Annotated in this window: 20 protein-coding genes, 1 pseudogene and 1 riboswitch; of the genes and pseudogenes, 11 read left to right on the top strand and 10 right to left on the bottom strand. The window is 73.4% G+C overall.

All coding sequences use genetic code 11. The annotated features are described in order from the left end of the window. Positions 1–78: 78 nt before the first annotated feature. Positions 79–654, top strand: coding sequence for a flavin reductase family protein (locus ACFV9J_RS34645; protein WP_385361188.1), 576 nt, complete (start codon positions 79–81; stop codon positions 652–654). A gap of 119 nt (positions 655–773) precedes the next feature. Here ACFV9J_RS34645 and ACFV9J_RS34640 read toward each other — a convergent pair whose 3' ends face one another. Next, positions 774–1,667 carry an IclR family transcriptional regulator gene (locus ACFV9J_RS34640; RefSeq protein WP_385361185.1) on the bottom strand — a complete coding sequence of 298 codons (894 nt, stop codon included), beginning with the start codon at positions 1,665–1,667 and terminating at the stop codon, positions 774–776. A gap of 127 nt (positions 1,668–1,794) precedes the next feature. Beyond that, positions 1,795–2,916: an FAD-dependent oxidoreductase gene (locus tag ACFV9J_RS34635; protein WP_385361183.1), complete on the bottom strand. Its 1,122-nt coding sequence runs from the start codon at positions 2,914–2,916 to the stop codon at positions 1,795–1,797. Positions 2,917–3,062: 146 nt separating this feature from the next. Between ACFV9J_RS34635 and ACFV9J_RS34630 the strand changes: the two genes are divergently transcribed. The 4 genes from ACFV9J_RS34630 to ACFV9J_RS34615 all read left to right on the top strand — a co-directional run bounded on the left by ACFV9J_RS34630 (position 3,063) and on the right by ACFV9J_RS34615 (position 8,304). Beyond that, positions 3,063–3,773, top strand: coding sequence for a TetR/AcrR family transcriptional regulator (locus ACFV9J_RS34630; protein WP_385361181.1), 711 nt, complete (start codon positions 3,063–3,065; stop codon positions 3,771–3,773). Between the two features lie 292 nt (positions 3,774–4,065). Next, positions 4,066–5,235, top strand: a complete 1,170-nt coding sequence (locus tag ACFV9J_RS34625; RefSeq protein ID WP_385361178.1) for a type III polyketide synthase — start codon at positions 4,066–4,068, stop codon at positions 5,233–5,235. 203 nt (positions 5,236–5,438) lie between these two features. Then, entirely contained in the window at positions 5,439–7,598 is a 2,160-nt protein-coding gene (locus ACFV9J_RS34620; protein WP_385361176.1) for a SpoIIE family protein phosphatase, read from the top strand. 103 nt (positions 7,599–7,701) lie between these two features. After that, the gene (locus ACFV9J_RS34615; protein ID WP_385361174.1) at positions 7,702–8,304 is read left to right on the top strand and encodes a histidine phosphatase family protein; all 603 of its coding nucleotides are present in this window, start codon (positions 7,702–7,704) and stop codon (positions 8,302–8,304) included. A gap of 48 nt (positions 8,305–8,352) precedes the next feature. On the opposite strand, the gene ACFV9J_RS34610 is transcribed toward ACFV9J_RS34615, so the two are convergent. The 3 genes from ACFV9J_RS34610 to ACFV9J_RS34600 form a co-directional block, all read right to left on the bottom strand. Continuing rightward, positions 8,353–9,390 (bottom strand): ABC transporter substrate-binding protein, encoded by a 1,038-nt coding sequence (locus tag ACFV9J_RS34610; RefSeq protein WP_385361172.1) that lies wholly within the window; start codon positions 9,388–9,390, stop codon positions 8,353–8,355. Between the two features lie 68 nt (positions 9,391–9,458). Then, complete coding sequence (locus ACFV9J_RS34605; RefSeq protein WP_385361170.1) at positions 9,459–10,232, bottom strand: ABC transporter ATP-binding protein; 774 nt, start codon at positions 10,230–10,232, stop codon at positions 9,459–9,461. Beyond that, positions 10,232–11,338, bottom strand: a complete 1,107-nt coding sequence (locus ACFV9J_RS34600; RefSeq protein WP_385361167.1) for a FecCD family ABC transporter permease — start codon at positions 11,336–11,338, stop codon at positions 10,232–10,234. The genes ACFV9J_RS34605 and ACFV9J_RS34600 overlap by 1 nt, the downstream gene beginning before the upstream one ends. Before the next feature lie 119 nt (positions 11,339–11,457). Then, positions 11,458–11,561: riboswitch (cobalamin riboswitch) on the bottom strand. A 154-nt stretch (positions 11,562–11,715) separates the two neighbouring features. Here ACFV9J_RS34600 and ACFV9J_RS34595 point away from each other — a divergent pair. Next, the gene (locus tag ACFV9J_RS34595) at positions 11,716–12,276 is read left to right on the top strand and encodes a GrpB family protein (protein ID WP_385361165.1); all 561 of its coding nucleotides are present in this window, start codon (positions 11,716–11,718) and stop codon (positions 12,274–12,276) included. Between the two features lie 12 nt (positions 12,277–12,288). On the opposite strand, the pseudogene ACFV9J_RS34590 reads toward ACFV9J_RS34595, so the two are convergent. Continuing rightward, positions 12,289–12,862 (bottom strand): annotated as a pseudogene (locus ACFV9J_RS34590) (aldo/keto reductase family protein); the annotation flags it as partial. A gap of 12 nt (positions 12,863–12,874) precedes the next feature. Beyond that, the gene (locus tag ACFV9J_RS34585) at positions 12,875–13,309 is read right to left on the bottom strand and encodes a cupin domain-containing protein (protein WP_385361163.1); all 435 of its coding nucleotides are present in this window, start codon (positions 13,307–13,309) and stop codon (positions 12,875–12,877) included. A 406-nt stretch (positions 13,310–13,715) separates the two neighbouring features. Between ACFV9J_RS34585 and dhaK the strand changes: the two genes are divergently transcribed. From dhaK to ACFV9J_RS34570, 3 genes are read left to right on the top strand one after another with little or no spacing between them, the layout of a single operon-like run. Continuing rightward, a complete protein-coding gene (dhaK, locus tag ACFV9J_RS34580) occupies positions 13,716–14,708 on the top strand; it encodes a dihydroxyacetone kinase subunit DhaK (RefSeq protein ID WP_385361160.1) in 993 nt (330 codons plus the stop codon). Positions 14,709–14,757: 49 nt separating this feature from the next. After that, positions 14,758–15,357 carry a dihydroxyacetone kinase subunit DhaL gene (dhaL, locus tag ACFV9J_RS34575; protein ID WP_109028845.1) on the top strand — a complete coding sequence of 200 codons (600 nt, stop codon included), beginning with the start codon at positions 14,758–14,760 and terminating at the stop codon, positions 15,355–15,357. Further along, entirely contained in the window at positions 15,350–15,760 is a 411-nt protein-coding gene (locus tag ACFV9J_RS34570; RefSeq protein WP_030865695.1) for a PTS-dependent dihydroxyacetone kinase phosphotransferase subunit DhaM, read from the top strand. The genes dhaL and ACFV9J_RS34570 overlap by 8 nt, the downstream gene beginning before the upstream one ends. 75 nt (positions 15,761–15,835) lie before the next feature. Here ACFV9J_RS34570 and ACFV9J_RS34565 read toward each other — a convergent pair whose 3' ends face one another. After that, positions 15,836–16,696: a glycoside hydrolase family 75 protein gene (locus ACFV9J_RS34565; protein WP_385361156.1), complete on the bottom strand. Its 861-nt coding sequence runs from the start codon at positions 16,694–16,696 to the stop codon at positions 15,836–15,838. A 401-nt stretch (positions 16,697–17,097) separates the two neighbouring features. On the opposite strand from ACFV9J_RS34565, the gene ACFV9J_RS34560 reads away from it, so the two are divergent. Together ACFV9J_RS34560 and ACFV9J_RS34555 are read left to right on the top strand one after the other, a co-directional pair. Next, a complete protein-coding gene (locus ACFV9J_RS34560) occupies positions 17,098–18,081 on the top strand; it encodes a fibronectin type III domain-containing protein (RefSeq protein WP_385361153.1) in 984 nt (327 codons plus the stop codon). Positions 18,082–18,252: 171 nt separating this feature from the next. Next, positions 18,253–18,810, top strand: a complete 558-nt coding sequence (locus ACFV9J_RS34555) for a hypothetical protein (protein ID WP_385361151.1) — start codon at positions 18,253–18,255, stop codon at positions 18,808–18,810. A 20-nt stretch (positions 18,811–18,830) separates the two neighbouring features. On the opposite strand, the gene ACFV9J_RS34550 is transcribed toward ACFV9J_RS34555, so the two are convergent. Both ACFV9J_RS34550 and ACFV9J_RS34545 read right to left on the bottom strand, forming a co-directional pair. Further along, positions 18,831–19,382: a PadR family transcriptional regulator gene (locus ACFV9J_RS34550; RefSeq protein ID WP_385361149.1), complete on the bottom strand. Its 552-nt coding sequence runs from the start codon at positions 19,380–19,382 to the stop codon at positions 18,831–18,833. A 65-nt stretch (positions 19,383–19,447) separates the two neighbouring features. Further along, positions 19,448–21,463 carry an FAD-dependent oxidoreductase gene (locus ACFV9J_RS34545; protein WP_385361147.1) on the bottom strand — a complete coding sequence of 672 codons (2,016 nt, stop codon included), beginning with the start codon at positions 21,461–21,463 and terminating at the stop codon, positions 19,448–19,450. Positions 21,464–21,492: the final 29 nt, after the last annotated feature.

Here is a 21,492-nt window from a genome sequence, read left to right as displayed (position 1 = left end):
GGCCGGACGGTGCCCTAGCTTCGGCCACCTGCCCGCTCCCGGGCACATCACCGCACCGTCCCCCTCGAGGTGAAACCGATGACCGCAGAGTCCCTGTCCCCGCCCGAGGCCGCCGAGGAGACCGAGCCGACGCCCCTGCGGATGCGGCGCGTCATGGGAACCTTCGCGTCCGGCGTGACCGTGGTGACGGGGACCGGCGGGGACGGCACCCCGGTGGGTTTCGCCTGCCAGTCCTTCGCGTCCGTCTCCCTCGAACCGGCCCTGGTCCTGTTCTGCGCCGACCACCGGGGCCGTGCGTGGCCGAGGATCAGGGAGTCGGGCCGGTTCAGCGTGAACATCCTCGCCGCGGAGCAGACGGATCTGTGCGGCCGGTTCGGGTCCGGCAAGGGCCGCAAGTACGAGGGGCTTGAGTGGGAAATGTCCCGCTGGGGCACTCCCTCGCTGCCCGGCGTCCTGACCCGGGTGCACGCCGATGTGCACGACGTGCACGGGGCGGGCGATCACGATGTGGTGGTGGGCCGGGTCCTCGCCCTGGAGACCGTGGCCGACCGGGAGCCGATGCTCTTCTTCCGCGGCGGCTTCGGCGTCCGGAGCCCGGCCGCGGCAGCGGTCCCGGCGCCCGAGGTGTGGGGATGGGGCGACCACTGGGGGTGAGCGGCGCCCCGGCCCGGCCGGTGTGTACGACGCGGGCCCGAAAGAAGTGTGCGACGGGCCCGGCCGGTGTGTACGACGGACCCGGGAGGCACGCGCTTCGGGCCCGGTGCCTCGACCGCCTACTGCCAGTCGCCGTACTGCCCCACGGCGAGCAGCCGGTCCATGGCCTCGGCGGACCATGTCCCCTCCGGCTCGAACGCGGTCCGGCGCGGCGCCCTGACCGGCGTCTGCCGGCGGGGGAACAACTCGTGCGACACCTGCCGGGCCGCGTCCACCACCAGCGGGGCCGCCTTCTCCAGCGGTGACCAGGCGTCCCCCACCAGGGAGATCGCGGCGAGCGGCCCGTCGGGGCCCCGGACCGCGGCGGCGGCGCAGGCGATGTCGGGGAAGCACTCGCCGCGCTCGAAGGCGAGCCCGTGGCGGCGCCGGATGCGGTCGAGTTCCTGGTGCAGGGTCCCCATGTCGCAGATCGTTCGCTGGGTCAGCCGGCCGATGGACTCACCGGCCCTGGCCTCGACATCCTCCGGTTCGAGCCAGGCGAGCATGGCCTTGCCGAGCGCCGTCGAGTGGGCCGGTGCCCGGCCGCCGACGCGCGAGGGGACGGTGGCGGCGAACCGGCCCCCGACCTTGTCGAGGTAGTAGACCTCCGCACCGTCCAGGACGGCCAGGTGGACGACGAGCCCGGTCCGGATCTGCAGCTGGTGCAGCCGGGCGGCGGCGGCCTCGCGGATCCTGCCGTGCGTCCCGTCTCCCCCGCCGAACCCGAGGGCCCGGCGGCCCAGCCCGTAGCCCAGGCCGGTGTGTTCGAGCCAGCGCAGCCGTACCAGCTGGTCGAGGATCCGGTGCGCCGTGGACCGGGGCAGCCGGGTGCACCGGGCCACTTCCTCCAGGGACAGCCGGGCCGTGCGGCCCTCGAACAGGTCCATGATGAGCGTCACCCGCTCGACCATCGACGGCGGCAACTCGCGACGGGCCGGTGCGTGCGTGGTGGGAAGACCATCGACAGCCGTCATGGGAGCCTCCAGTCACAGACTGAAATGAATTCTTGTTTTCCGGAATGTAACAGCGCTCCCCAGCGGTGAGAAGAGATGCGGTCCGGCTCTTTTGCCGGCCCCGAGCCGCCGGACCGGGCTCACCCGCCTACTCCTGGCCGGTGAACATCCTGATCAGGCCGTGCGGCGCGTCGTCGCCGAACATCAGCGCGTGCAGCCGGGACGCGTCGGCGGCCTCCGCCGCGCTGCGCGGGAACAGGTCCCGCTCGTACGCGGTGAGCGCGGCCTCCACGTCGCCGGGGTGCGCGGCGAGGGCCGTGCCGAGTTCCGCGCCGTCGTACATGGCCAGGTTGGCGCCTTCGCCGGACGGGGGCATGAGGTGGGCGGCGTCGCCGAGCAGGGTCACTCCCGGCACGCGCTCCCACCGGTGGGCGGCGGGGAGGGTGTACAGGGGGCGCAGGACCGGCGCGGTGTCGGCGTCGGTGATCAGCGCGGTCAACTCCGGTGCCCATCCGGCGAACTCCCGCGCCAGCCGCGTGACACCCGCCGCTTCGGGGAGACCGATGCCGTCGAACCACTCGCGCGGCCTGCGCAGGGCCACGTAGGCGTGCAGGGTCCCGCCGCTCTCCCGGTGGGCCTGGATCGCCTTGCCCGGCGCGAGCGCGAACATCGCGCCGTCGCCGACCGCCTTCGCCGTGGCCGGGTGCCTGGTGTCGGCGTCGAGCAGGTAGGTCTCGACGAACGACATGCCGACGTACTCGGGTGCGGCGTCGGAGAGCAGCGGCCGCACCCGGGACCACGCGCCGTCGGCGCCGACCAGGAGGTTCGTGACGACGGAGGTGCCGTCGGAGAACGCCACCTCGTGGCGGCCGTCACCGAGGGAGCGGGCGGCACGGACCTTGCGGCCCCAGCGGACGGTGCCGGCCGGGAGTGAGTCGAGCAGCATCCGCCGCAGTTCGCCGCGCATCACCTCGGGGCGGCCGCCCGTGCCGTCGTCGCCCTCCTCGAACAGGACCGTCCCGTCCGGGGCGAGGGCCCGCGAGGCCTGACGGCCCTCCAGGACGAGCCCGCGGAACTCCTCGGCCAGCCCCGCGGCCCCAAGAGCGGGTTGGCCGTTGCTGTCGTGGATGTCGAGCATCCCGCCCTGCGCGCGTGCCTCCGCGGAGGCCTCGGCCTCGTGGACGGTGGCCGGGATGCCGTGGACGTGCAGGACGCGGGCGAGCGTGAGGCCGCCGAGTCCGGCGCCGACGATCGTGACGTGCGTGGTCATGGTGCTTCCCTCCTGATGGCGGTCCCGGGGCGCAGACCCGGCAGGACCGACGTGCACTGGAACGGCGTTCCATCACGGCCAGGGTGGAACGCCGTTCCAGTCCCTGTCAAGCTGGAACGGTGTTCCAAGCGGTCTAGGATGAGCGCATGGCAACCAGGTCGCGCCGCCCGGAACGGCGGCAGGAACCCCTCTCGCGGGACCGCATCGTCGGGGCCGCCGTCGAACTCCTCGACACCGTGGGAGAGCGCGGCCTCACCTTTCGCGCCCTGGCCGAGCGCCTGGCGACCGGTCCCGGGGCGATCTACTGGCACATCGCGGGGAAGGCCGAGTTGCTCGGCGCCGCCACGGACGCGGTCGTCACCGCCGCCGTGACCGCCGGACCCACCGGTGCCGCCGACTCGCCCCAGGACGCGGTGCGCGCCGTCGCACTGGGCCTGTGGGACGCGACCGAAGCACACCCGTGGCTGGCCACGCAGCTCGCGACACAGCTGTCCCGCACACCCTGGGGGACGGTGGCGCCGCGGATCTTCGAGAGCCTCGGCCGCCAGGTCCAGGCGATGGGCGTGCCCGAGGCCCACTGGTTCACGGCGTCCTCCGCGCTCATGCACTACATCCTCGGCGCCGCCGGCCAGAACGCCGCGAACTCCGCGAGCGCCGGCCCGGCGGGGGCCGACGTGGACCGGGACGAGTTCCTGGACACCGTGTCGACGGCGTGGGAGGGGCTCGACCCGGACGCGTACCCGTTCACCCGGGCCGTGGCGGACCAGGTCCGCGGCCATGACGACCGCGAGCAGTTCCTCGCCGGGATCGCCCTCGTCCTGACCGGCATCACGGCACTTCACCGGCCCGGCCGGTAGGACCCGGGCCCGGCCGACCGCCTTCGGGCGGCCTTCGGCGTGTGCGCCGTCTCACGCATCCCATGGCCGCCCAAGTTGCGTGGGTCACTGCGTAAATGCCCCTTTCGCCGCCATGCTCGAAGTGAACGGTGCCGGGCGAAGTGGCGCGTGCCGCCGCCGACTTGGCCACGGCGTACTGACGTGAGCCCTGCCACAGCACGCGCGGCTCTTCCCCTTCCCCACCCGTTCCCCTTCCTCACCCGTTCCCCTTCCTCACCTGCTCCGCAGCAGACCCCGTAGAAAGGTGCCGATCGTGGCCGCATACCTGTGCGCTCCCGCCGTGATACACGGCGAGCACTCCGTCGAGACCCGAGAGATCGCCGAGGAAGTACGCGGCCGGCACCCGCACGCGCCGTGGGCGCCGCGGATCGACGGCATCGCGGCCAGTACGGGCATCGAGAGCCGCGGCTGGATGCTCCCGCTGGAGGCCGCCGTCGCGCCCGGCGGTGGCGGCGACCTCGGGGCCGCCCGGGAGGCGCTGGTCCGCGACGGGTTCACCGAGCAGGACGCGGACCGCGTGATCGCCGCCCTGAAGGCGGTACCCGCGTCGCAGACCGTCCAGGAGCGCACCGCCCCGGCCTGGGAGGCCGTGCAGGCCTACGGGGAGCGCGCGGCACGTGGTGCCCTGCAGATCGCCGGGCTGGACGTCGCGGACGTCGACTGCCTGATCACCAGCAACTCCACCACCCCGGCCCTGCCCGGACTGGACGTCGCCCTGGCCAACCGGCTCCCGCTGCGCGGCGACACCATGCTGCTGCCCGCCACCCAGTGGGCCTGCGTGGCCGGGACCCGCTCGCTGGCGCTGGCCGCCGACCTCGTGGCGGCGGACCCGGACCGGGTGGTCCTGGTGGTGATCTCCGAGGCGCTGAGCACCACCTACCAGCCCGCCGACGACACCCTGGAGTCCCTGATCGTCCGGCTGCTGTTCGCGGACACCGCGGTCGCCGCGGTGGTCACGGGCCGCCCGAGGCCCGAGTCGGTGCTCCGGCTGGACGCCGCCTGGCACCACACCCTGCCGGGCACGCGGGACCTGCACCGCCTGGAGACGCGGGCGGACGGCACCCACTTCGTGATGGACCGGCGCGGGCCGCGGGCGGTGCAGGAGACGGTCACCGCGATGTGGGAGTGGCTCCGCGTCCGCTACGAGGACGACCCCTCCTCCTGGCACCCCGACGTCCTGCTCGCGCACCCCGGCGGGACCCGGGTGCTGGAGTACATGGAGCAGACGATGCCCGACGAGTGGCCCTCGGGGCTCCTGGAGTACAGCCGGGACAGCTACACCAGCGGCAACCGCGGAGGCGCCGCCGTGTTCGACATCCTGCGCCGGGCGCACGACGCCGGGCAGAAGGCGGGCAGCCGTGCCGTCCTGTACGCGGCCGCCCCGGGCCTGACCGCCACCGCTCTGGAAGGGGAGTGGCTGTAGGGGGCACTCCGGGGTGCAGGGGGCACTCCGGGGCCGCCACCCGCCACTTTCCGTGTTCACCGTGCGGTCCGCTGATGTGGGCGAAGCGTCCGCGCGTGTTATTGAATGGGGTGTGCGGCCGGGATCCTCGGGGGCCCTTCCGCACGGGTTCGGGTACGGCCCCGGCACTGTGCCGGGGTTGGCGAGCGAGCTGAGGGAGCCGCATGGACTCCACACCCTCCCCGTCGTCCTCGTCGCCGTTCGACCTGGTCAGCAGCGCCCTGGGGCGGTACATCCCGCGTGGCGGGGCCGCGGCGGCCGGTCCTGCCGAGTCGCGGGACGACTCCGGCGGACACCTGCCGGAGCACGACCGTCCGCCGGTGGGCCGGCAGGAGCAGATCCTCGGTGCGGTCAATCTGGACCGGGAACTGAGAGTCACCCACCGCAATCTCGAGGCCCCCGTCTTCGCGGGACTGGACGCCGCGGTCGGCAGCCCGTTCGTCGATCTCCTGCCCCCGGGGGACGTACCGACGGTCACCCGGCGGCTGCGGCAGGTCCTGGAGACCGGTGAGGCACACGTCGCCCGGGTCCAGCGCCTGCGGCGCGGCGACGGGTCGGAGCTGGTCGTGTCGATGAGCATCCTGCCCGCGGCCGCGCCCCGGGAGGGGCTGACCGTCTCCGTGATCGCCATGGCCAGGAGGCTGCACCTGTACGCCGCCGAGACCGCGATCGGCACCTCGCTGGACATCGGCGAGACGGCGCAGTCGCTGGCGGAGTCCCTGCTGGCCTGGGGAGACGTGGCCGCCGTCGACCTCGACTTCGCGGTGTGGACGGGCGAGGGGGTCACCGAGCGGGGGCAGGGCCGCATCCGGCTGCGGCGGGCGGCCCTGGTGCCGGACCGGGCCTGGCCCGAGGGGTACGTGACCCTGGGCGAGGACCTTCCCGGCGACGCGAGTCGCCTGCTGTCGCAGGCGATACGGCGCGCCGACGCCCCGCAGTCCATCGTCATCCCCGACCGGGAGGCGATCGAGCGGGTGCTCGGCAGCCCGCGGCTGGTCCGTGCCCTGGTGCCCGGCGACCGGTCCGCGGGCGTGGCGTGCGTACCGCTGGTCCTGGAAGGTGATCCGCCCGTCGTCCTGGGCGTGGCGGAGGTGTGGCGGCGGGCGGACCGCCCGTTCGCCGACAGTGAGCTGTTCGACCTCCAGGAGCTGGTGGCCAGGACCTCCCACCATGTGGACCTGGCCCGCCAGCACCAGCGCGAGCACACGCAGGTGCTGGCGCTGCAGCGGCGGCTGCTGCCGCGCTCCGCCGGTGGCACCGTCCAGACCGCCAGCGTCTACCAGCCCGCCACGCCCGACAGCGCGGGCGTCGGTGGAGACTGGGTGAACAGCTTCCCGCTGCCGGACGGCCGTACCGCGCTGGTCGTCGGCGATGTCGTCGGGCACGGCCTGGGCGCCGCGGCCACCATGGGCCAGCTGAGCATGGAGGCCCGGGCGCTACTGTCCGCGGGGCTGGCCCCCGACGAGGTGCTTGAGCACCTGGACGAGACCGTGACGCTGCTGGACGACGCGGAGTCCGGGCTGGCGGCCGGTTACAGCGCGCTCGGGTCGACCTGCTGCATCGCCGTGTACGACCCCGTCAGCCACCGGGTGACGCTGTCCAGCGCGGGCCACCTCCCCCCGATCCTGGTGTCGCCGGACGGGCGCGCCGGCCCGCTCCCGGTCCGCCCGCATCCCGGCCTGGGTACCGAGTTCGCGCTGCGGGAGCCGTACGGCGTGCACACCTTCGTCGCTCCCCCGGGGTCCCTGCTCGCCCTCTACACCGACGGCCTGGTCGAGGACCCGGCGGTGCCGATCGACGAGGGCATCGCCAGGCTGGCGGACGCCGTGTCCGGCGTGCATCCGTGGGACTCGCTGCAGCAGGCCGCGCGCCGGGTGGTCTCCGACGTGATGCCGACGCACCAGCGCGACGACGTGACCCTGCTCATCGCGCGCACGATCGGCTACCGCAAGGGGGACACCGCGACCTGGCGGCTGCCCGCTCGCGAGGACGCGGCCGCCCGGGCCCGCGCGCTGGTCTCCGCGCTGCTGCGGCAGTGGCGCACCAGGGACAGCACCAGGGACAGCGTGCTGCTCCTGGTCAGCGAGCTGGTCACCAACGCGGTCCGGTTCGCCGGCGGCCCCATCACGGTGCGGCTGATCAGGGCCGGTCCCGGCCTGCTGTGCGAGGTCGGCGACACCGGCAACGGCAGACCGCGGCTGGGCCGGGGCGGGCTCCTCGACGACGGGGGCCGCGGCCTGCACGTGGTGCACCGGCTCACCACCCGGTGGGGCGTGCGGTGGACGGACACCGGCAAGGTGGTCTGGGCCGAGGTCGTGCGCTGACGCGGCCGCGGGAGCGTCCTTCCGCGGCGTGCGGGGAACCGGAGCGCGGGTGGCCGACGTCCGTCGGGGCACAAGATCGCCAGTTGGCCCCGAGGAGTCCGAGATGACCGGCACAGGCACCCGCTACCTCTACCTTGCCCGGCACGGTGAGGCCGCACCGGACGAGAACGCGCTGACGGACGCCGGCCGGCGCCTGACGGACATCCCCTTCGATGCCGTCCACCACGGCCCGCTGCCGCGGGCGGAACAGACCGCACGCCTGATCGCCGACGAGCTGAAGGGCGTCATTCCGCGCGTCTCGGAAGCCGCCGGTGACTACGTGCCCCACGTGCCCGAACGGGCCGAGCTTCCGGCCGAGTCGGCCAACTTCTACCTCCGCTTCCTCGCCGGTGCCACCGACGAGGAACGCGAGCGCGGCCCGGAGCTCGCCCGTCAGGCGCTGCGTCTTTTCACGGGGGCGGTGCCGGACGGCGGCCAGGACCGGCACGAACTGGTCGTCACCCACAACTTCCTCATCGCCTGGCTCGTCCGGGACGCCATGCACGCGCCGAAGTGGCGGTGGCTCGGCCTCAACCACTGCAACGCCTCGCTCACGGTCATCCGTTACGCGCCCGGCCGGGCGGCCTCCGTCCTCCTCGCCAACGACATGCGGCACCTGCCCGCCGAGCTGCGCTGGACCGGTTTTCCCGCCGAACCGCGCGTCTGACGATCTGAATCCGCGCCCGGGCCGGAGCGCCGTCGCACCGGCCGGTGCTCAGGAGCCGAGGCTCCTGAGGTCGGCCGCCAGCGAGCTTATGGCGGCGGGGTTGCGCGGGCTCTCGACGAGGTCGACGTAGTCGAGGGTGACGATCCGGTCGTTCTTGACGGCGGAGACGTTGGCAAGCGGCTTGTAGGACACGAGGAAGCGGCGCTTCTGCTCGGCGGTGGTGTCCCCGTAGTCGTTGATCACGATGACCTCGGGGTCACGGGCGACGACCGTCTCCCAGCCCACGGTGGTCCAGCTGTCCTTCAGGTCCTTCATGATGTGGTCGCCGCCGGCCTTGGTGATGATGTCGTGCGGCCCGGCGTAGGCCCCGGAGGTGAGCGGCTTGTCCTCGCCGCTGTCGTAGAGGAACACCCGGGGCCGGTCGGCGCCCTTGAGCGCCTTCGCCTGCGCCTGGGCGACCTGGTCGCGGAACCGGGCGACGAGGGTCTCGGCCCGGTCCTCGACGTCGAACACCTTCCCCAGGTTGCGCAGGTCCGTGTACAGCGCGTCGAGCGGGGGCATCACACCGCGGGCCTTGCCCTGTCCGTTGCGGCACGACTCACTGAGCAGGTACGAGTCGATGCCCACGCGGCGCAGCGCCTGAGGCGTGAATCCGTCTCCCTCGCTGAAGCCGTAGTTCCAGCCCGCGAAGACCAGGTCGGCGCGGGCGTCCAGGACCAGTTCCTTGTTGATGCGCTCCTTCGACAGCCAGGTGGTCTTCCGGTAGCCGTCCTTCCACGGCACCTTCGTGAGGTCGCCCTTGTCGTCGGGCATGACGTATCCGGCCATGTGGTCCTCGAGGCCGAGGGCGAACATGATCTCGGTGATTCCCACGTCGTTGGTGACCACGCGCTGCGGGGCCTTCTCGAACGTCAGCTTCTCGCCGCAGTTCTCGACCGTCACCGGATAGTGGCCGTCGGACGACGCCCGGGCGCCCTCCCCCTTCCCCGCCTCCGGCGAGACGTCCGCCCCGCAGCCGGAGACGGCGAAGGCGAGTACGGGGGCGAGGGCCAGGACCAGGGCGGCGGGGCGTGCGCGGTTCGGCATGCTGGGGGTGACTCCTTCGAGGGCGGGCGGTGCTGAGCGGACGGGGCGGGGCGAACGGGCGGGGCGCGCTACCGAGCCGGCAGGCGGTCGAAGAGCAGTTGGAGCGCGCCGGTCTCCGGGTGGGCGACGCGGTGCGCCCGGACTTTGAAGACGTCGGCCAGCAGATCGGCCGTGAGCACGTCGTGCGGGGCGCCGGAGGCGACGACCCGGCCGCCGTCGACGACGTGCAGGCGGTGGCAGTGGAGCGCGGCGAGGTTGAGGTCGTGCAGGGCGGCGAGCACGGTGGGCCCGTCGGCCCGCACCAGGGACAGGATCTCCAACTGCTGGGCGATGTCCAGGTGGTTGGTGGGCTCGTCCAGGACGAGGATCCGCGGCTGCTGGGCGAGTGCGCGGGCGATCAGGACCCGTTGCCGCTCCCCGCCGGAGAGGGTGAGGAAGCCGCGGTCGGCCAGATGGTCCGCGCCGACTCCTTCCAGGGCGGCGGCGCAGACGTGCCGGTCCTCGTCGGAGGTCCGGGCGGTCGCCCCCTGGTGCGGCAGTCTGCCCATGGCCACGACCTCGGCCACCGTGAAGTCGAACTCCGCCCCGGCTTCCTGCGGCAGGGCGGCGAGCCGGCGTGCGCTCTCCCGCGGGCTCAGGGAGGGCAGATCGTCACCGCCGAGCCGGACCACGCCGGCCGTGGGGCGCAGCGCCCGGTACACGCAGCGCAACAGGGTCGACTTGCCGCTGCCGTTGGGCCCGACGAGCCCGACGAACCCGCCGCTGTCCGCGTGCAGCGAGACGTCGTCGAGCACCCGCGCGCCGGACATCTCCACCGTGAGTCCCTCGACCTCGACCCGCATCACACGCCTCCGAAGGTGTAGGTACGGCGGCGCATCAGCAGGACGAAGCAGGGCACGCCGATCGCCGCCGTCAGTACGCCCAGCGGCAGTTCGGCGGGGGCGAGCACCACGCGCGACAGGATGTCGACCCAGACCAGCAGGACGGCCCCGCCCAGGGGCGCCACGGCCAGCAGCCGGCGGTGGTCCGCGCCGACCAGCATCCGGGCCGCGTGCGGGACCATGAGGCCCACGAAGCCGATCGCCCCGCTGACCGCGACCACCGCACCCGTGACGGCCGAGGCGGTGAGGAACAGCTCCTTGCGCAGCCGTCCGGGGTCCACGCCCAGCGCGGCCGCGGTCTCGTCGCCCATCGCGAGGGCGTTCAGGCGCCGGGCCGACCAGCCGAGATGGACGAGGCCGCCGAGGACCGCGCCCGCGGCGATCGGAACGGAGGACCAGTTCGCCCCGCCCAGGCTGCCGAGCAGCCACATCATGGCGGACCGCGCCGCTTCGCCGTGCTCGGCGGCGAACACCATGAAGGTGGTGACGGCCGAGAAGCCGTAGTACATCGCGGTACCGGTCAGCACCAGCCGGAGCGGAGTCAGGCCCCGCGGGGTCCGGGCGACCGCGTACACCAGCACCATGGCCGCGAGCGCGGAGAGGAACGCCGCCGTGGACAGCGCCCACAGACCGAGTGCGCCGAAGGCCCCGAAGATGAGCACGGCGTTGGCCCCGACGGCGGCACCGGAGGAGATGCCGAGGACGAACGGGTCCGCCAGCGCGTTGCGGACCATGGCCTGGACGGCGACGCCGACGGACGCGAGGCCGGCGCCGACGACCGCCGCGAGCACGGCTCGTGGGAACCGGAGCTCCCAGACGATGGTGTAGGCGGCGACGTCGTCCGCGCCGATGGTCCCTCCGGTCAGGCCCGCCCAGAGGTAGTGCAGCGCCTCGCTCCAGGAGAGCCCCGACGCGCCGATGCCCGCCCCGCAGGCCAGCGAGACGGGAAGCGCGACGCACAGCCCGGTCACGAGCAGGGGGAGTGAGGCGCGCCTGGCCGGTGGCGGCCCGCTGTTCGCCGTGCGATCCGGTGGGGCGGCGGGTATCCGGTCGCGGAGCGTGACCACAGGCGTTTCGCTTTCGCCTCGGGCCGTGCGCCTGCGTGTTCGAAGGAGCGGGCCCGGACGCGGGGCGCCCTGCACAGCACCTCTCGCAGTCCACGGCGATTGACAGGGGCTTCACCACCGCGGGTAATCGGGCTTACGGAACCCCCTGCGGGGCTCCGCCTACCGTTGCGGGTCAGCGCCGGACTTCGACCGGACTTCCCCCACGAGGCGCTTCGCAGCGTACCTCCTCCCCGCGGGCGAACCGGAACCGCACCGCGACTCCGACGGCTTCCCGCGTCCTCGAACTCGTCCGCGCCGGTGATGCCGCCGCCCGCGGTAAACTCGCCCCCTTTCGGATCGTGCGGGAACGCCTCGCCCCGGACGCAAAGGATGTATTGGTGACGAACAGCGGTGGGCGTCGTCGGCCGGACGTCACGACGGTCGAGATCATCGGTGGGCCGGAAGCGATCGAGGTCGGCCTCAGCGACTACGACGCCCGGTGGGCGCAGGACTACCTGCGTCACCGGCGTCGAATCCTCGACGCCTTGGCGGCGGACGTCGAGGTCGAGCACATCGGCTCCACCTCGGTTCCGGGACTGGCCGCCAAGCCGATCGTGGACATCGTCGTCGCGGTGGCCGACATCACGGCGGAGGAGGACTACCTCGACGCACTGCTGGCCGCCGGTTACGAACTGCGGGTTCGAGAGCCAGGACACCGACTCGTGCGCACACCCACTCGCGACGTGCATGTGCACGTGTACGAAAGAGGGGACGCGGCGGTGCACGAGTACCTCCTCTTCCGTGACCACCTGCGCACCCACGCGGACGACCGCGCCCTGTACGAGAGCGTCAAACGAGCCCTGTTCGACCAGCGGTGGAACGACATGAACGACTACGCCGACGCCAAGACGGACGTCATCCGCGCGATCAAGTCCCGGGCCGGAGCAGCCAACCAGTGACGCGGAGCGGCGTCACTTGCCGCTGTAGACGGGGAACGCGCTGTGCTCGCCGTAGTCCACGTCCCGCAGGCCGCGCAGGGCGTCCATGTCGTCGTCGGTGATCTCGAAGTCGACCTGGGCGTTGGCGCGCATGTGCTCGGGGTTCGCGGTCTTGGGCAGCGACACCGTGCCCAGCTGCAGGGTGTAGCGGATGCACACCTGCGGGACGGACCCGCCGTACCGCTCGGCCTCGCAGTGGTCGAGGAGCTGCGAGGGGGTGTTTCCCGCGTGGACGAGCAGCTGGTTCACGTGCGGCACGACGGTCGCGCCCTTCGGCCCGGTGCGCCTCTTCGAGCGCGCGCCATGCCGCGCGGTTGCCCTCGGCGCAGTCGCCGCCGCGGAAGTCGTTCCACGGCTGCGGGCTGTGGATGAGCATCAGGTCGATGTACTCGATCCCGAGCCGGTCCAGCGACCCGTCGATCGCGTCGACCGCCTGGTCGTGGTCCTTGATCTCGGCGGCGAGTTTCGTCGACACGAACAGCTCGTCGCGGGGTACCGCGGCGGTGCGCACGCCCTGGCCGACACCGCGCTCGTTGCCGTACGCCCGGGTCCAGGACGGTCATGCGTTCGCTCCGTTCTCGGGCAGCTTGCCGTACACCTCGTCGGTGACGGGCTCGAGCCATTCGTTGCTGACGCCTTCACCCGGGGTGATGAAGGCGACGTGGGAGAACCACGAGTCGGCCTTCGCGCCGTGCCAGTGCTTCGTGCCCGCCGGGACGCGGATCACCGTTCCCGGCTCCATGCCGACGGGGTCCTCGCCCTCGGCCTGGTACCAGCCGCTGCCCGCCGTGCACAGCAGGATCTGGTCACCGCCGCCGTCCGTGCCGTGGTGAATGTGCCAGTTGTTGCGACAGCCCGGCTCGAAAGAGACGTTGCTGACGGGGACGCTGCCCGAGGCGAGCGGGGCCAGATAGCTCTGGCCGATGAAGTACTGCGCGTAGGCGTCGTTCTTCTCGCCGAGCGGGAAGATCTGGTCGAATCCGTTGGCGGCCATGCTGTTCCTTGCTCCTTCGCTGTGGTGCCTACGATCAGGGGAGCGCTCGTCCGTGATCACGAGGGCGCGGCGTTGAACACTGTCGGTCACCCGGGGCCGACAGGCATCCGCGAGAGGTGCCCGCCGCCCCGCCCCGCTCGGCGGGCGACTCCGTGTCTGCCAGACCGGTACTCCCTGGCCTCCGCGGACGTCGCCTCGCGTGACCTTCGCGGTCGCAAGGTCGATACTGCCCCTGCAAGCCTCTTGCCGGTCTGCGGCCGACTCGCCACGAAGACCTGACGCAGCGTCATCAAGGAGCCCGCTCACGACCGCCGCCGACCGTCGAGACCACGAACCGACCTGCACCACTCTGACCAGCAGAAACACAGGTCGGACGCCCGTCTGCCAGCTCGCTTAGGAGATACCCTTGAGGATGCTCATCAACGTCCCCGAGACCGTCGTCGCGGATGCGCTGCGCGGTATGGCCGCCGCCCATCCCGAGTTGACCGTGGACGTCGAGAACCGGGTGATCGTGCGGCGGGACGCCCCCGTGTCCGGGGAGGTGGCCCTGGTGTCGGGGGGCGGGTCCGGGCACGAGCCGCTGCACGGCGGGTTCGTGGGACCCGGGATGCTGACGGCCGCCTGTCCGGGTGAGGTGTTCACCTCGCCGGTGCCGGACCAGATGGTGCGGGCCGCGGCGGCCGTGGACAGCGGGGCCGGGGTGCTCTTCGTCGTCAAGAACTACACCGGTGACGTGCTCAACTTCGACATGGCCGCCGAACTGGCCGAGGACGAGGGCATCCAGGTCGCGAAGGTGCTGGTCAACGACGATGTGGCGGTGACGGACAGCCTCTACACTGCCGGGCGGCGCGGCACGGGGGCGACCCTGTTCGTCGAGAAGATCGCCGGGGCGGCGGCGCGGGAGGGGCGGCCGCTGGAGCAGGTGGAGGCGATCGCCCGCCGGGTCAACGAGAGCTCGCGCAGTTTCGGGGTGGCGCTGAGCGCCGTCACCACGCCGGCCAAGGGCAGCCCCACCTTCGACCTCCCGTCCGGGGAGCTGGAGCTGGGCATCGGCATCCACGGGGAGCCCGGCCGGGAGCGGCGGCCGATGATGACCTCCGGCGAGATCGCCGAGGCCGCCGTGGACGCGGTGCTGACCGACCTCGGCCCGCGCAACCCCGTCCTGGTCCTGGTCAACGGCATGGGCGCGACGCCGCTCCTCGAGCTGTACGGCTTCAACGCCGAGGTGCAGCGGGTACTCGGCGAGCGCGGCGTGGCCGTCGCCCGCACCCTCGTCGGCAACTACGTCACCTCCCTCGACATGGCCGGCGCCTCGGTCACCCTGTGCGAGATCGACGAGGAACTGCTCGGGCTGTGGGACGCGCCGGTCAGCACCCCGGGTCTGCGGTGGGGCATGTGACGGCGGGCCGGGGAAGAATCGCGACGTACCTACCAGGCAAGGAGATCCTGTGCTCGACGCCGACTTCTTCCGCCGTTGGATGACGGCGGCCACCGCGCTGGTCGACCGCGAGGCGGACCGTCTCACCGCTCTCGACTCACCCATCGGCGACGCCGACCACGGCAGCAATCTCCAGCGCGGCTTCACGGCCGTGGCCGCCACGCTGGAGAAGGAGGCGCCCGACACCCCCGGCGCCGTCCTGATCCTCGCCGGGCGGCAGCTCATCTCCACGGTCGGCGGTGCCTCGGGGCCGCTGTACGGGACGCTGCTGCGCCGTACCGGCAAGGCGCTCGGGGACTCCCCCGAGGTGAGCGCCGATCAGCTGGCCGAGGCGCTGCGGGCGGGCGTGGACGCGGTCCGGACGCTGGGCGGTGCGGCCCCGGGCGACAAGACGATGGTCGACGCCCTGGTGCCCGCCGTGGACGCCCTGGGCGACTCGTTCGCGGCGGCCCGCACGGCCGCCGTCGAGGGGGCCGAGGCGACCACGCCGTTGCAGGCCCGCAAGGGCAGGGCGAGCTATCTGGGCGAGCGCAGCATCGGGCACCAGGACCCGGGGGCGACCTCGTCCGCGCTGCTCTTCGTGGCGCTGGAGGAGACGGCCGGTGAGTGACGAGAAGCTGGTGGGGATCGTGCTGGTGTCGCACAGCGCCGAGGTCGCCGCGTCGGTGGCGGAGCTGGCGAAGGCCCTGTCGGGCGGTGCCGGGGCGGTGGCCGTCGCCCCGGCGGGCGGTACCGCGTCCGGCGAGTTCGGCACCAGTTCGGAACTGGTCGCGGCCGCCGCCGCGTCGGTGGACCGGGGCGCGGGGGTCGCCGTCCTCACCGACCTGGGCAGTGCGGTGCTCACCGTCAAGGCGCTGCTCGCCGAGGGTGACGAACTGCCCGAGAACACCCGCCTGGTGGACGCGCCCTTCGTCGAGGGCGCGGTGGCGGCGGTCGTCACGGCGTCGACGGGCGCCGACCTCGCGGCCGTGGAGGCGGCGGCCGCGGAGGCGTACTCGTACCGCAAGGTCTGAGGCACCGGAAGAGCCGAAAGCACCGAAAAGTCCGAAGGCCCGGCAAGGTCTGGGCGGGAGGCCCCGGCCGCCCGCTCAGCCACCGTCCGCGAACCGCCGTGCCAGCCGCTCCCCCGTCTTCTCGGCCGCGGCCGTGTCGTCGATGGGTTCGACCTCGCTGCCCTTGAAGACGATGTACGTCACGTCGGAGGCCACGCCGCCGCCCTCGGGATCCGCCGGGATGCCGAGGGAGCGTGCGGCGGCGTAGGAGGCTTCGCCGATGAGGCCGCTCGGGCCGACGTCGCCGACGACCGCGTACCGCACCCGGTCCCCGTGGACGAGGGCCGCGAGCGATCCGCCGCGTACGCCGTCCTCGCGGTGGTCCCAGGTGTCGCTGGGTCCGGGCACGACGACGTAGGGCAGGCGTTCGGCGTCCAGCGGGCGGCCGTCGGACCCGGTGTACGCGGTGGCGGGGCTGAAGTGCGGGTCGGTGCCGCTGTTGCACCGGTCGCCGGGCCGGCCGTCGCAGTCGACGTCCAGGTCGGCCTTCCAGTACACGGCCTCCTTGGTGCCGCAGACCGGGATGTCCGCCGGTGCTCCGGCGTCGCTGCGGTAGCGCCCGCGCGAGACGGGGTCGCAGTCCCGCACCCGGGCCAGCAGGTCGGCGGCGCGGACGGGGCTCCCGCTCTCGCCCCGCTGCGCACGGGGCCCGGCCTCCGGGCCGGAGTCCGTCCGCTCCCGCGCGTGGGGCGCGGGCTGCCCGGCCGGGACGTGCGGCACGGGGCCGATCCTGACTCCGGACCGGTCCGCGCGCAGGGGCCTTGCCCGGTCCGGCGCACCAGGCAGCAGAAGCTGCGCCGGCGGTTCGGGAAGCGGCGGGGGCGGAGCGGCGGGGAACGTCGTGGGGGCGAGCAGGGCGGCGCTGGCCGCGACCAGCGTCAGCGACTGGACACGCACGATGTGGCCTCTCCTCGGGGGCTTGGACGGACACTCGGCCTCATCTGTCCCCGAAACGCCCGCGCGACCACCTTTCGCAGGGCCAGACGGTGCACGCCCGCCGTGCGCCCGGTGCGCCGGGGGGTGCGGGACCGGGGGCGGGCGGGCCGGGCCTGTTCCGGCTCCGGCCCGCCCGGCCGCCCGCGCCGGCGCGGGACGGCGACGACAGCGGTCCACGCGCCACCGGCCCGAACTTCCCCGAAGCGGCGGGGAGTTCGGCCGTGAGATGACTCAGCATACGTAACCCTCCCGAGTGGCCGTCACCCACGGCCCTCTTGATGTGATCGCGTCACGGGGGTCATATTGGTCCGGACCTTTACAGTCCACCGCCGTCGAATCGGCGCCGCAGGGGAGGCTGAGCCGTGCGCGAGGTTCCCGTTCCCTCTCTCCCGCGCCGGTGCGCCCTGCTCTGCGGGACGCTCCTGCTGCTCACCTCCTGCGGCTGGGGCCCGGGCGGGGACGGGGACGGCGGCGGGCTGCCCGCGGTGCCCACGGGCGTCACGGCCGAGGCCGGCAGCGCGACGACCGTGCACGTGATGTGGAACGCGGTCGACGACGTGCGGACCTACGAGGTGTATCGCGGCGGCACGCTGGTGCAGGAGGTGCCGAAGGCCGAGCGGATGGTGGACGTCACCCGGCTGCGCCCCTCGACGCCGTACGTCTTCACCGTGCGGGCGCGGGACGCCGAGGGCCGGCTCGGACCGCCCAGCCGGGAGGTGCGGGCGACCACTCCCGCCGCGGTGGCCGACGACTCCGCGCCGACCCGCCCCGGAGACGTCCGCGGCCGGGCGGCCGGCAGCCGGGCGGTGCAGCTCACCTGGTCGGCGGCGAAGGACGACCGCGGGGTGGTGTCGTACGACGTCTACCAGGGCGACACGAAGGTGCACAGCGTCGGCGGCAACCAGACGGCGGCCGTGGTGACCGGGCTGCGGGCGGGCACCCGCTACGCGTTCACCGTGCGGGCCCGGGACGCCGCCGACAACGTCTCCCCCGCGGGCGCCGCCGTCCGGCTCACCACTCCGGGCACCGACGACGGACACGCCACCGCGCCCACGGACCTGCGCGCCGCCTCCCACCTCGCCGACGGGGCCTACTACCTGGACCTCTCCTGGGTCCCGCCGCGCACCGAGACTCCGGTGACCGAGTACCAGATCCACCTGGACGGCCGTGCGGCGACCTCGCTGGTCTACGGCGCCGACGCACCGCGCGACCGCGCCGAGTACAGCTTCTACGCCGGGCGCGAGGCCGGGGTCGTGCACCGGGTGCGGATCCGGGCGCGGCTGGCCGACGGGACCTGGGGCGGCTTCTCGGCGGAACGGAAGGCGACGCTGGGGGCCGACGGCTGACGTGCCGCCCGGTCGGCTGCGGTCCGGCTCGGGGAAGGCGTCACCTGGGCGGTCGCGCTCCGCATGCGGGCGCGGCCGGTGCCCTGTTGGCTGCCAGAGGGGGCACGGGCGTTCCCGACCCCGGCGGCGCAAGGGATGTACCGCCGACCGTGCCGCCGGAGGGCAGTCCACATGCGCATCTCATCGCCGCTTCTCCGCTCCGGCGCCACCGTGGCGGCCGCCGCCGTGCTGCCCGTCGCCCTGGCCGCCGGGCCGGCCCCGGCGGGACCGGGGATCTCCGTGAGCACCACCGGGACCACGGTGTCGGTCACGACCACGGCCTGCGCCCAGCTCAACGGCAGTTGGGGCACCGCCTCCCTGCTCACCAGCAGCCAGCGGGACTTCGCCCAGGGGCGGCAGGTGGCGCTGTCCGGCAGCGGTTCGGGCCAGTCCGCGGCCTGGTCGGGAATCTCGCCGGGCACGTACACGGTGATCGTCATGTGCTCGAACAACAGCACCGCGGGCACCCAGACGGTGATCGTCTCCTCGGCCCCCTCCCCGTCGCCCTCACCGAGCCGGTCCGCCACCCCGTCCCCGTCCGCGTCGCCGGGCGGCGTCATGGGCGGTCTCGGCGGTGCGGTCCAGGACTACGGCACGGCCACCCTGGTGGCGGGCGGCGCGCTGCTGGGGGCGGGCGTCATCGCCGGGGCCTGGTTCCTGCGCCGCCGCTCGAAGCCGTACCGGTTCTGAGCGGGCACCCGGGAAGGGTGTCAGGCCGGTTCCTCGCCGGGCAGTTCGGCGAACTCGGCCAGCGCGTGCCCGAGCCACTGGGTCCAGAACGTCTCCAGGTCGATGCCGGCCCGCAGCACCAGGTGCCGCAGCCGGTCCTCGGTGCTGTCCCGGCCGGGCGGGAAGTCGCGCCGCTCGATCTCCTCGTACTCGGCCAACTGCCGCTCGTGCAGCTCCAGATGGCGTCGCAGGTCCGCCTCGACACCGGCGGTGCCGACCACGGCGGCGGCGCGCAGCCGCAGCAGCATGGTGTCGCGCAGGGGCTTGGGGTCCTGCGGGGCCGCGGTCCAGCGGGACAGTTCGGCGCGGCCGGCGGGCAGGACCTCGTAGGACTTCTTCTGGCCGCGGGCCGGCTGCTGGCCGGGCAGCGCGCGGATCAGGCCCTGCGTCTCCAGTTTTCCCAGCTCGCGGTAGATCTGCTGGTGCGTGGCCGACCAGAAGTAGCCGATCGACCTGTCGAACCGGCGGGTCAGCTCCAGCCCGGACGACGGCTTTTCGACCAGGGCGGTGAGGATCGCGTGCGGGAGTGACATGGCCTCATCCTAGGGACGGCCCGTCCTTCGCCCGCGCTCCTCCCGTCCTCCGTCCGTACGCTCTCCTACAGCGCCGCCGCCAGCTCGGTGCCCTGTTTGACGGCGCGCTTGGCGTCCAGTTCGGCGGCCACGTCGGCGCCGCCGATGAGGTGCGCGCGGTGGCCGGCGGCGACCAGGTCGTCGTACAGGCCGCGGCTGGGCTCCTGGCCGGTGCACAGGACGACCGTGTCGACCTCCAGCACGGTGGACTCGTCGCCGACGGTGATGTGCAGCCCGGCGTCGTCGATCCGGTCGTAGCGCACGCCCGGGACCATGGTGACGCCGCGGTGCCTCAGCTCGGTGCGGTGGATCCAGCCGGTGGTCCTGCCGAGCCCGGCGCCGACCTTGGAGGTCTTGCGCTGGAGCAGGTGGACGGTGCGCGGCGGTGCGGGGCGCTCGGGCGCGGCGAGGCCGCCGGGGGCGCGGTAGTCGGTGTCGACGCCCCAGAGGCGGAAGTACGTCTCCGGGTCCTCGTGGGCCTTGTCGCCGCCGTCGGTGAGGTACTCGGCGACGTCGAAGCCGATGCCGCCCGCGCCGAGGATCGCGACGCGCTCGCCGACGGGGGCGCCGTCGCGCAGGACGTCGAGGTAGCCGACGACGGACGGGTGGCCGACGCCGGGGATGTCGGGCGTGCGCGGGGTGACGCCGGTGGCGACGACGACCTCGTCGTGGCCGGCGAGGTCGGTGACGCCGGCGCGGGTGTTCAGGCGCACGTCGACGCCGTGCGCCGCGAGCTGCGTGCGGAAGTAGCGCAGCGTCTCGTCGAACTCCTGCTTGCCGGGGACCTTGCGGGCGACGTTGAGCTGACCGCCGATCTCGCTCGCGGCGTCGAACAGGGTGACCTCGTGGCCGCGTTCGGCGGCGCTCACCGCGCAGGCCAGGCCGGCCGGTCCGGCGCCGACGACGGCGACGCGCTTGCGCCGCCGGGTCGGGGTCAGGACCAGCTCGGTCTCGTGGCAGGCGCGCGGGTTGACCAGGCAGGAGGTGATCTGTCCGCTGAAGGTGTGGTCCAGGCAGGCCTGGTTGCAGCCGATGCAGGTGTTGATGGCCTCGGAGCGGCCGGCCGCGGCCTTGGCGACGAAGTCGGGGTCGGCGAGCATCGGGCGGGCCATCGAGACCAGGTCGGCGGCGCCCTCGGCGAGCAGCGCCTCGGCGACCTCGGGGGTGTTGATCCGGTTGGTGGTGACGAGCGGGACCGACACCTCGCCCATGAGGCGTTTGGTCACCCAGGTGTAGGCGCCGCGGGGCACCGAGGTGGCGATGGTGGGGATGCGGGCCTCGTGCCAGCCGATGCCGGTGTTGATGATCGTGGCTCCGGCGGCCTCGACGGCCTTGGCGAGGGTGATCACCTCGTCCAGGGTGGAGCCGCCGGGCACCAGGTCGAGCATGGACAGGCGGTAGACGACGATGAAGTCCTCGCCGACCGCCTCGCGCACCCGGCGGACGATCTCGACGGGGAAGCGGGTGCGGTTCTCGTACGAGCCGCCCCAGCGGTCGGTGCGGTGGTTGGTCCGCGCGGCGATGAACTCGTTGATCAGGTACCCCTCGGAGCCCATGATCTCGACGCCGTCGTACCCGGCCTCGCGGGCCAGGCGGGCGGTGCGGACGTAGTCCTCGACCGTGCGCTCGACCTCGGCGTCGGTCAGCTCGCGCGGGACGTGCGGGCTGATCGGGGCCTGGAGCGCGCTCGGGGCGACCAGGTCGGCGTGGTAGGCGTAGCGGCCGAAGTGCAGGATCTGGAGAGCGATGCGGCCGCCCTCGCGGTGCACGGCGTCGGTGACGACACGGTGCTGCTCCGCCTCGGCCTCGCAGGTGAGTTTGGCGCCGCCCTCGTACGGGCGGCCCTCGTCGTTGGGGGCGATGCCGCCGGTGACGATCAGGCCCACTCCCCCGCGGGCCCGGGCGGCGTAGAAGGCGGCCATGCGCTCGAAACCGCGCTCGGCCTCTTCCAGGCCGACGTGCATGGAGCCCATCAGGACCCGGTTGGGGAGCGTGGTGAAGCCCAGGTCGAGCGGGCTCAGCAGGTGCGGGTAACGGCTCATCGGGCCCTCCGTGCGGGGTGTGGTGCCTC

Source organism: Streptomyces sp. NPDC059906 (assembly GCF_042730645.1).
Taxonomy (GTDB): Bacteria; Actinomycetota; Actinomycetes; order Streptomycetales; family Streptomycetaceae; genus Streptomyces; species Streptomyces rubrogriseus.
The sequence above is the reverse complement of the archived record's forward strand: the minus strand, read 5'-3'. Positions and strand labels throughout refer to the sequence as shown.